Raw genomic sequence first — 10,211 nt, forward strand, 5'->3', positions numbered from 1 at the left:
GCCGTCGATGTACGCGCTGATCGAGGCGCTGCACCTCGGGCGCCTCGCGCCGGGGCGGCGGCACGAACTGGCGCCGGTGCTCTTCGCGGTCAGTGCGGCGGGGGACGCGGTGGCCCGGTCGATCGTGCACCGCCAGGCCGACGAGATCGTCGCCATGGCCACGGTGGCGCTGGCCCGTCTCGACCTGCTCGGGGAGGAGGCGCCGGTGGTGCTGGGCGGCAGTGTCCTGGCGGCCCGGCACCCGGAGCTGGACGGGCGCGTCTCGGCGCTGATGGCGGACCGCGCGCCGAAGGCGGTACTCCGCGTGGTGACGGCGCCGCCGGTCCTGGGAGCGGCGCTCCTGGGTCTGGACCGTGCGTCGGCCCCGCCTCGGGCGGCCGCGCGGTTGCGGGCGCGGTACGCGTAAGCGGGGGGCGGGGCGCGGGTTGCCTGCGGCGCTGTCGCCCACCCCGGGTACGGCAGGGGGAACCACGGGCGGGGCCGCTGCGTATACATCAGGGGGAGTTCAGCTCGGGCGCGGCCTTGATCGACGCAAGATCCAGTCAATCCTGGTGTGGATACCGGCCCCTGCGGCCATACTGCTTGCCGGGCACGGCAGACCGTCGATGACCGAGGGGGAGGTCACGTGGCACACCCGCCGCTTGTGCGCGAGGCGCAACCGCCCACGCGCACCGCCTGGGCCGAAGGCGTGGACCGGCTGCGCGCCGGCGCCACGACCGAGCCCGGCCGGCTGCGCGTCATCGGCGCACTGGTCGCCGCCCTCGTCGTCGCGTTCGGCGCGGTGACCGCCTGGGAGATCTCGGACCGCGCGACCGCCGCCGGGAACGTGGTCACCCGCAGCCAGCCCCTGAGCGCCGACGCCGCCAGCATCTACCGTTCCCTCGCCGACGCGGACTCCGCCGCCGCGAGCGGATTCCTCGCGGGCGCGCAGGAACCGCAGGACCTGCGCGAGCGGTACGAGGACGACATCGCGACCGCGTCCGCGCTGCTCGCGAAGGCCGCGACCCACACCGAGAGCACCAGCGCGTCCGGGCGCGAGATCGCCGCCCTGAACACGCAACTCCCCCAGTACACGGGCCTGATAGAGCGTGCCCGCGCCAACAACCGCCTGGGGCTGCCCCTCGGCGGCGCCTACCTGCGGTACGCGAACGAGCGCATGACGACCAAGCTGCTGCCCGCCGCCGAGCGGCTCTACACGGCGGAGACGAGCACGCTCGGGGAGGACTACGACGAGGCCCGCGCCTGGCCGTTCATCGGGCTGGGCCTCGGCGTGCTGGCCCTGGCCGGCCTCGGCTGGGCCCAGCGGCGCACCTACCTGCGGACCAACCGGGTGTTCAATCACGGTCTGCTGGCCGCGAGCGTCGCCTCCGCCGTCGTGCTGCTGTGGCTCGGCATCGGGCACGTCGTGGCACGGGCCGAGCTGGAGGACGCCATGGCCCACGGCCAGGAGTCGCTCGAAGTCCTCAACGACGCGCGCATCAGCTCCCTCAACGCCCGCGCCAACGAGAACCTCACCCTGGTCGCGCGCGGCGCCGTACTGGCCGCCGACGGCAAGCGGGACCTGTACGAATCGCAGTACGCCGACGGCATGAAGGCCCTGGGCCGACGCCTCGCGCAGGCCCGCGCGCTCGCCGACGACCCGCAGGGCGGCCTGCCCGTGACGGACGCGACCGCCAAGGCGGACGAGTGGCGCAAGCGGCACACCGCCGCCCGCGCCACCGACGACGGCGGTGACTACGAGGGCGCGCTGGCGAAGATCATCGGTGGCAAGGGCTCCACCGGCGAGTGCTTCAACGGGGTGGACGCGGCCCTGGAGAAGGCCCTCGCCCACGAGCAGGCGGAGTTCACCCGGGCGGCCGAGGGCGGCCGGGGCGCGCTCACCGGACTGCCCCTGGGCGCCGCGATCCTGGCGGTCGTGGGCGCCGCGGGCGCCGTGCTCGGCATCGGACGCAGGCTTTCGGAGTACAGGTGAGACGGGTGGGAGGAGGCACGGTGACCAGGTCGGGCAGCCGGTACGTCGGCACGGGCAGCAGGCTGCGCGGCTGGGGCGGAGTGGCCGGGATGGCCGCCGCCTGCGCGCTGACGGCCGCGGTGACGCTGCTGCCGCTCTCCCACGGCGCCGGGGACGGGCGGGGTACGGACGCCGCCGGGCAGGGTGTGGGGCGCGCGGTCGCCGCGCGGGCGGACACCTGCGAGGACCCGGAGGCCAGCCTGCCGCCGTCCGACGCGGACGGGCCGGCCGTCGAGAAGATCAAGGCGCGCGGCAAGCTGATCGCGGGCGTCGACCAGAACAGCTTCCGCTGGGGTTACCGCAATCCGGCCACCGGTGACCTCGAAGGCTTCGACATCGACCTGGTGCGCGCCGTCGCCCAGGACATCCTCGGTGACCCCGACAAGGTCGTCTACCGGGCCATACCGACCAGCCAGCGCATCCTCGCGCTCCAGGAGGACCGGGTCGACGTCGTCGTCAGGACCATGACGATCAACTGCGCGCGCATCGAGGACGTCGCGTTCTCCACCGCGTACTTCGAGGCGGGACAGCAGGTGCTGGCCCCGAAGGAGTCGACGGTCAAGGGCTACGACGCCTCGCTCGCCGGCAAGAGGGTCTGCACGGCGAAGGGCTCCACGGCGTACGACGCGCTGGCGGCGAAGTCGTTCGGCGCGAAGTTCGAAGGGCTGACCGTCGCCAACCAACTGGACTGCCTGGTGCGGCTCCAGCTCGGCGAGGTCGACGCCGTGGTGACGGACAACGCGCTGGCGGCCGGCCAGGCGGCGCAGGACCCGGCGGTCGAGCTCAAGGGCGAACCGTTCACCCGGGAGTACTACGGCGTGGCGACGAAGCTCGGCAACGACGACCTGGTCCGCCGGCTGAACCACGTCCTGGACGAGTACCGCGAGGGCGGGGAGGACGGCCGGTGGATGAAGGCTTACGGCAAATGGCTGAAGGACGACCTCCCGGGGATCGAAAAGCCCCCGGAGCCCAAGTACCGCGACAATTGAGCCGGTTGGATCCTGGGCAGAACGAGACGGGCAGTACATCGCAGTACATCGCTGTACATCGAGAACGCACAAGAGCGGAGAGGTGATCGATGAGCGTGGCGGCGGGTGCCACCGGGCCGGTGATGGACCGGGACGAGGTGGACCGTGCGCTGGCACGGCTCGGTGCGGAGTACGAGGCGATCGAGACCTCGCTCCTCGCGCTCCAGGACCACGCGGGCCGCAGGCTGCTGGAGGGCGCCGAGCTGACCGGCGTCACGCTGGAGCGCTGGAACGCCACCGAGCCGGCCATCACCCTGCTGTGGTCGTACTTCGACACGTACAGCGCCGCCCTGCGCGCCGCCCGCGAACTGCGGGCCCGGCGGCGCTTTCCCAGCCGTACGGACCTGAGCGAGCTGACCGACCTCCTGCGCGGCGAGAGCGTGACCGTGGCGGGCGGCCCGTCCTCCGCCACCCAGCCGTCGATCACCGGCCCCGCCAAGCTCTCCGAGCAGCTCTCCCTGGCGGCGCTGGTGTCGCGGATGAACGACCTGTACGCGCGGTCGCTCGACATGGTCGTGACGGCCGACGCGGTGTGGTCCGCGCTGCCCGCCCGCATCGACCTGCTCGCGGCGGAGCTCCAGCGCACCCGCTCGCTGGCGCACTCCGTCGGCGTACGGCCCGGTGAGCATCCGTCGGGCGACGACCTGGAGGACATCACCCACGAGCTGAAGGCGCTGCGCACCCAGGTGGTGACCGATCCGCTGGCGTTCTGGCGGCCGGGGCTGGGCAGTTCGGCCCCGGGTGGCGGCCGTCCCGACACCGAGCGCTACGACCGGGCGGCCCGCGCCCTGGAGGACGTGCGGCGCGAGATCGACGCGGTCCTGACCGTACGGCAGGACGCCGAGCAGCGGCTGGTGCGACTGCGGGACGTGCTCTCGCGCGCGGACCGCACGCTGACCGAGGCCAGGTCGGCGCGCGGCGAGGTGCTGGCGAAGATCGCGGCGTCGGAGGTTCCGGCGGTCGGGGGTCCGCCGACCGCGCTCCAGGAGCAGCTGGTGCTGGCGGCGGACTACCGCAGGCACGCGCAGTGGCACCGGCTCTCGCCGCTCCTGGAGTCGCTGGAGCGCGAGGCGGAGGACGAACTGATGCGGGCCCGCGCGTCGTTGACGGCCGTCACCGCGCCGCTGGCGGTGCGGGCCGAGCTGCGGGGCCGGCTGGACGCGTACAAGGCGAAGGTCGCCCGGCACGGCATGGCGGAGGACCCGCTGCTGATCGAGCGGTACGACGCGGCGCGCCGCATGCTGTGGAGCGCGCCGTGCGACCTGCGGGTCGCCGAGCAGGCGGTCCTGCGGTACCAGCAGGCAGCGGCGGAGGTACTGGTTCCGCGACGGAACGGGCCCGGCGATCACACGGGGAGCCCCTCATGAGCCAGTGCCGGCGCCCCGGGTGCGCGGGGACGTACGAGGACATGGGCGGCGGGGAGTTCTACTGCGACACCTGCGGTCTCGCGCCGGTCGTCCCGCCCGCGGGGCCTCCCGGGTCCGGGAGCGGTCAGGAACCCGGGGAAGGCATGCTCGCGTCCCCGGCGACCGGCGTCGCGGCCGGCGGGCGCGGCGGCGACAGCTCGTCCGCGCGCAGCGGTTCGGGCGCCTCGTCGCGCTCCTCCTCCCGCTCGTCGCGGTCCTCGACCTCGCGCCGCTCGGTCTCCGGCCGGCTGTCCCGCTCCCTTTCGGGCGCGTCCGCGTCCCGGTCGGTCTCCGTCCGCAGTTCCGGTGCGTCGTCGGGCGCGTCCGGGCGCAACCGGCTGGGCGCCGGCCTGGTCTCCGTCCCGGACGTGCCGCGCCCCGACCCGCGGTCCGCGGTGATGGCGAACCCGGAGGTACCGGAGCGCAAGCGGTTCTGCTCCCGCTCCGACTGCGGGGCCCCGGTGGGCCGTTCGCGCGGGGACCGCAAGGGGCGTACGGAGGGCTTCTGCACCAAGTGCGGCCACCCGTACTCCTTCGTCCCGAAGCTGGGCGCGGGCGACATCGTGCACGGCCAGTACGAGGTGATGGGCTGCCTGGCGCACGGCGGGCTCGGCTGGGTCTACCTGGCGGTCGACCGCGCGGTGTCGGACCGGTGGGTCGTGCTCAAGGGCCTGCTGGACACGGGCGACCAGGACGCGATGGCGGCGGCGATCTCCGAGCGGCGCTTCCTCGCCGAGATCGAGCACTCCAACATCGTGCGCATCTACAACTTCGTCGAGCACCTCGACCAGCGCACCGGTTCCATGGACGGTTACATCGTCATGGAGTACGTCGGCGGCAAGTCGCTCAAGGAGATCGCCAACGAGCGGCGCGGCGCGACGGGCCGGCGGGACCCCCTGCCGGTGGAGCAGGCGTGCGCGTACGGCATCGAGGCGCTGGAGGCGCTGGGGCACCTGCACAGCCGCAATCTGCTGTACTGCGACTTCAAGGTCGACAACGCCATACAGCAGCAGGACCAGCTGAAGCTCATCGACATGGGCGCGGTCCGCAGGATGGACGACGACGAGAGCGCGATCTACGGCACGGTGGGGTACCAGGCGCCCGAGGTCGCGGAGGTCGGCCCGTCGGTCGCCTCCGACCTCTACACGGTGGCGCGCACGCTGGCCGTGCTGACCTTCGACTTCCAGGGGTACACGAACGTCTTCGTCGACAGCCTGCCCGACCCCGGCCACATCGAGGTCTTCCAGCGGTACGAGTCCTTCTACCGGCTGCTGGTCCGGGCGACCGACCCCGATCCGGCGCGGCGGTTCGCGTCGGCGGCGGAGATGGCGGAGCAGCTGACGGGCGTGCTGCGGGAGGTCGTGGCGCTCCAGACGGGCCGCCCGCGCCCGGCGCTCTCGACGCTGTTCGGCCCGGAACTGCGCGTCGCGGACACCCAGTTGTTCGCGGAACTGACGGATGACGTCTCGCTGCTGGGCGGCCGGGCGGTCCCGACGGGACGCCGGGCGCGGCGCGCGGCGGCGCCGGTAGGTGGGCCGGGGCTGCCGGCGCAGAGCACGGGGCCCGGTCCGGCCGGGGTCCTGGCCGGTGTGCCCCAGGGGTACGCCGTCGCGGGCGCCCCGGGGCACGGCGCCGGGGGGCCCACGGGCGCCTCACCGCTGGGCGGCGGGGTGTACGGAGCGGCGGGTGCGGGATCGCCGGGCTCCGGGACCATCGGCGGCGACCCCACCCGGTCGGGCCCGTACGGCGGCGCGCACGTCGGAGCGGGCGCCCGGCCCGGCGCTGTCGCCGCCCCCGGCGCACCGCCCCTGCCCGGTGGCGGCGGGGCCGGGGCGCCCCACCCCGCCACGCAGGCCGCCGTGCCCGCGCCGGTGACCGTGCCCGGGGCCGTCGCGCCGCCGGGGGCCGCTCCCGGCGTGGGGCCCGGCGGCGTACCGGCGCTGTCGCCCTGCCTCGCGCCCCTGAGGACGGCGCCGACCGCGCTGGCGCTGCCGGTGCCGCGAGTCGACCCGGACGATCCCAACGCCGGGTTCCTCGCGGGTCTGCTGGCGTCCGCGCCGGCCGAGCTCGTCGCCGCGCTCCAGGCCGCCCCGGCGGACTCCGTCGAGCGCCGGCTGCGCGAGCTGCGCGCCCGGCTGGAGATGGACGAACAGGCCGTCGCCAGTGAGGCGTTGCGCACCTTGGAGCTTCAGCACCCCGACGACTGGCGGGTCGTGTGGTACCGGGGCGTCGCCTCCCTCGTGACGGGGGACAACGAGAACGCCGCCCTGTCCTTCGACGCGGTCTACGACGCGTTCCCCGGCGAGGCCGCACCCAAGCTCGCGCTGGCAGTGTGCGCCGAGGTGCTCGGGCAGCTCGACAACGCCGCCGAGTACTACCGCCTCGTCTGGGCGACCGACCCGAGTTACGTGAGCGCCGCGTTCGGCCTCGCCCGCGTCCAGCTCGCGGCGGGTGACCGGCCGGGCGCCGTACGCACCCTGGAGTCCGTGCCGGAGGCGTCGATCCACTACACCGCGGCCCGGGTCGCCGCCGTACGCGCGCGCCTTCGCCGGCGCGCCGCGCGGGAGGAGCTGATCGACGACCTGACGGCGGCGGCCGCCCAGGTGGAGGCCCTGGAGCACTTCGGACTCGACGCGGTACGCCGGGAGCAGCTGGCCACCGAGGTGCTGGGCACCGCGCTGGACTGGGTACTCTCCGGTGGGCACGGGGCTCGCCCCGCGCAGACCGCGCTGCTCGGCAGCCAACTGGACGAGCGTGGACTGCGCTTCGGTCTGGAACGCTCGTACCGGGTGCTCGCCCGGCTCGCGCAGCGCGGCGAGGAGAGGATCGACCTGGTGGAACGGGCCAACCGTTTCCGCCCCCGGACCTGGGTGTGAAAGATGTCGCAGATGCGCCGGCCGCCTGCTGAGCCGACCTGCCCCGGCTGTGAAGAGCCACTGGAGCCGGGGGACTTGTTCTGCGGCGCGTGCGGGTACGACCTGTCCGCCCTGGCGCAGCCGCCGGTGGACCACCCCACGGTGGCCATCACCGTGCCGCCCGGGGCGGGCGGCGCCGTGGGATCCGGCGCCGCGCCGCCGCCCCCGGCCGTGCGGTACGACGATCCGCCCCGGGGCGCGCCCGCGCCGGGGATCGACGACTTCGAGCTGGCGGCGCCCGGGCCCGTACCCGCGCGACCGGAGGCACAGCCGCAGCCCGTCGACCCCCGCTCCGTCGAGCCCGGGCCGGCGCCCGCCGCCGGGCCGGCCGCGAAGATGTGCGTCGCGTGCCGCACCGGCCGGATCGACGAGGACGGCTACTGCGAGAACTGCGGCCACGCGCAGCCCCGCGAGCGCGACCACATGGAGCAGGAGCTGGACGCGGTCGCCGCCGTCAGCGACCGGGGGCTGCGTCACCACCGCAACGAGGACGCGTTCGCGGTCTCGGCGGCGGCCCTGCCCGACGGTTCGCCGGCCGTCGTCGCGATCGTCTGCGACGGCGTGTCGTCGGCGACCCGCCCCGACGAGGCGTCGGCAGCCGCCGCGACCGCCGCCAACGAGGCCCTGCTGGAGTCCCTGCCGCGCGGCACGCATCCGCAGCAGGCGATGCACGAGGCCATCGTCGCGGCGGCCGAGTCGGTCAACCTCCTGGCCGCCGACGCGGACCAGGGCTTGGAGCACGATCCGCACCGGCACACGAACGCACCCGCCTGCACGCTGGTCGGCGCGATCGTGGCGAGCGGTCTGCTCGTCGTCGGCTGGGTCGGCGACAGCCGCGTCTACTGGGTCCCCGACGACCGCACCGCGCCGCCGGCCCGGCTCACCGAGGACGACTCGTGGGCGGCCCAGATGGTGGCGGCGGGCCTGATGAACGAGGCGGAGGCGTACGCCGACGAGCGCGCCCACGCGATCACCGGCTGGCTGGGCGCCGACGCGTACGAACTGGAGCCGCACACCGCTTCGTTCAAGCCGGACCGGCCGGGCGTGGTGGTGGTGTGCACCGACGGCCTGTGGAACTACGCGGAGGCGGCGCGGGAGATGGCGCAGGCGGCGCCGGCCGACGCCGCGGCCCGTCCGCTGCACTGCGCCCAGGTGCTGGTGGGGCACGCGCTCGACGGCGGCGGCCACGACAACGTAACAGTGGCCGTGCTGCCGTTCGCCGTGCCGGAGCAAGGGGCAGGATCGGCCTACGGCACGGCGTAAGGCCCAGCTTCCCCGACCAGACCCGTCACTCACTCACCGCCTCGACCACCCGCACCGCCTCTCGTGTGGAGGGGCGTGCAGCGGGTCCGTCCGTCCCGAGGAGCCGATTGACCATGGCCAACTTCTCCAAGTCGCGCGTGCCGCAGTTCTCCGTCGACGTCTACCAGAACGAGTACCTGCCGGAGGGCGGGCGCGAGGTCAACGCGATCGTCACGGTGACCTCCACCGGGGGCGGCACGAGCGGGGCCGCCGCGCTGCTCGCCGGGGCCGGGGCCTCGCCCGCGTACATACCGGCGGGCCAGGGGCCGGGCGGGCCCACCGCCGCCGTCGTGATCATGGTCGACTGCTCGGGGTCGATGGAGTACCCGCCGACGAAGATGCGCAACGCGCGGGAGGCGACGGCCGCCGCCGTCGACACCCTGCGCGACGGTGTCGCCTTCGCCGTCGTCGGTGGTACGCACCGGGCCGAGGAGGTCTACCCCGGCAACGGGCGCCTGGCGACCGCGAGCGAGGAGACGAGGGCGCAGGCCAAGGCGGCCCTGTCCCGGCTGACCCCGGGCGGCGGCACGGCGATCAGCACCTGGCTGCGGCTCGCCGACCAGCTGCTAGCCCGGGCCGACGTGCCGATCCGGCACGGCGTCCTGCTGACCGACGGGCGCAACGAGCACGAGTCGCCCAAGCACCTGCGGGACGCGCTCGAAGCCTGCGCGGGCCGCTTCACCTGTGACGCGCGCGGCGTCGGTACGGACTGGGACGTGAAAGAGGTCACGGGCATCGCCTCGGCGCTGCTCGGCACGGCCGACATCGTCGCCGACCCCAGCGGCCTCGCGGCGGACTTCACGCGGATGATGCGCGACGCGATGGGCAAGGAGGTCGCGGACGTGGCGCTGCGGCTGTGGACGCCCGTGGGTGTGGAGATCAGGTTCGTGAAGCAGGTCGCCCCGGCCGTCGAGGACCTGACCGGGCGCCGCAGCGAGGCCGGCCCGCGCGCCGGGGACTACCCGACGGGCTCCTGGGGCGACGAGTCCCGCGACTACCACGTGTGCGTGCGGGTCCCGGAAGCCGGCATCGGGCAGGAGATGCTCGCGGCCCGCGTCTCGCTCGTCCTGCCCGACGCCTCGGGCGGTACGCCGCAGACGCTCTCCCAGGGGCTCGTACGGGCGGTGTGGACGGACGACATGGTCGCGTCCACCTCCATCAACCCGCAGGTGGCGCACTACACAGGCCAGGCCGAACTGGCACAAGTAATCCAACAAGGGCTCGATGCTCGCAAGTCGGGCGATTTCGACGGGGCTACGGCCAAACTGGGCCGCGCGGTGCAGTTGGCGGCGGCCTCGGGGAACGCGGACACCGCGAAACTCCTTTCGAAGGTGGTGGACGTCGTGGACGCGACGACCGGTACTGTGCGACTCAAGGCGAAGGTCGCGGAGGCGGACGAGATGACCCTCGAAACGCGCTCCACCAAGACAGTTCGCGTCAAGAAGTAACCAAAAAGCTGCGAGAAGTACCGATTTGCGGCCTTCGGGCCGGACGAGAGAGGGGGAAGCGCCGACATGCCGACCTGCCCCAACGGACACCAGTCGGGTTC

Annotated in this window: 6 protein-coding genes and 1 pseudogene; all 7 read left to right on the plus strand. The window is 74.2% G+C overall.

Features of this window, described 5'->3' with window-relative positions; translation table 11 throughout:
• Positions 1–406, plus strand: a pseudogene (locus E2E34_RS25760) (ATPase); the annotation flags it as partial.
• A gap of 219 nt (positions 407–625) precedes the next feature.
• Positions 626–1,972, plus strand: coding sequence for a GlnX family signal transduction membrane protein (locus E2E34_RS25765; RefSeq protein WP_425573445.1), 1,347 nt, complete (start codon positions 626–628; stop codon positions 1,970–1,972).
• Positions 1,973–1,992: 20 nt separating this feature from the next.
• The gene (locus tag E2E34_RS25770; RefSeq protein WP_244316099.1) at positions 1,993–3,000 is read left to right on the plus strand and encodes a glutamate ABC transporter substrate-binding protein; all 1,008 of its coding nucleotides are present in this window, start codon (positions 1,993–1,995) and stop codon (positions 2,998–3,000) included.
• 122 nt (positions 3,001–3,122) lie between these two features.
• The gene (locus E2E34_RS25775; RefSeq protein ID WP_138904313.1) at positions 3,123–4,406 is read left to right on the plus strand and encodes a coiled-coil domain-containing protein; all 1,284 of its coding nucleotides are present in this window, start codon (positions 3,123–3,125) and stop codon (positions 4,404–4,406) included.
• Positions 4,403–7,321: a serine/threonine-protein kinase gene (locus E2E34_RS25780; RefSeq protein ID WP_138904308.1), complete on the plus strand. Its 2,919-nt coding sequence runs from the start codon at positions 4,403–4,405 to the stop codon at positions 7,319–7,321. The genes E2E34_RS25775 and E2E34_RS25780 overlap by 4 nt, the downstream gene beginning before the upstream one ends.
• Before the next feature lie 3 nt (positions 7,322–7,324).
• Positions 7,325–8,623, plus strand: coding sequence for a PP2C family protein-serine/threonine phosphatase (locus tag E2E34_RS25785; protein ID WP_138904309.1), 1,299 nt, complete (start codon positions 7,325–7,327; stop codon positions 8,621–8,623).
• A 113-nt stretch (positions 8,624–8,736) separates the two neighbouring features.
• The gene (locus E2E34_RS25790; RefSeq protein ID WP_138904310.1) at positions 8,737–10,110 is read left to right on the plus strand and encodes a vWA domain-containing protein; all 1,374 of its coding nucleotides are present in this window, start codon (positions 8,737–8,739) and stop codon (positions 10,108–10,110) included.
• Positions 10,111–10,211: the final 101 nt, after the last annotated feature.

Origin of the sequence: Streptomyces albidochromogenes (assembly GCF_005981925.1) — a bacterium.
GTDB classification, from domain to species: Bacteria; Actinomycetota; Actinomycetes; order Streptomycetales; family Streptomycetaceae; genus Streptomyces; species Streptomyces albidochromogenes.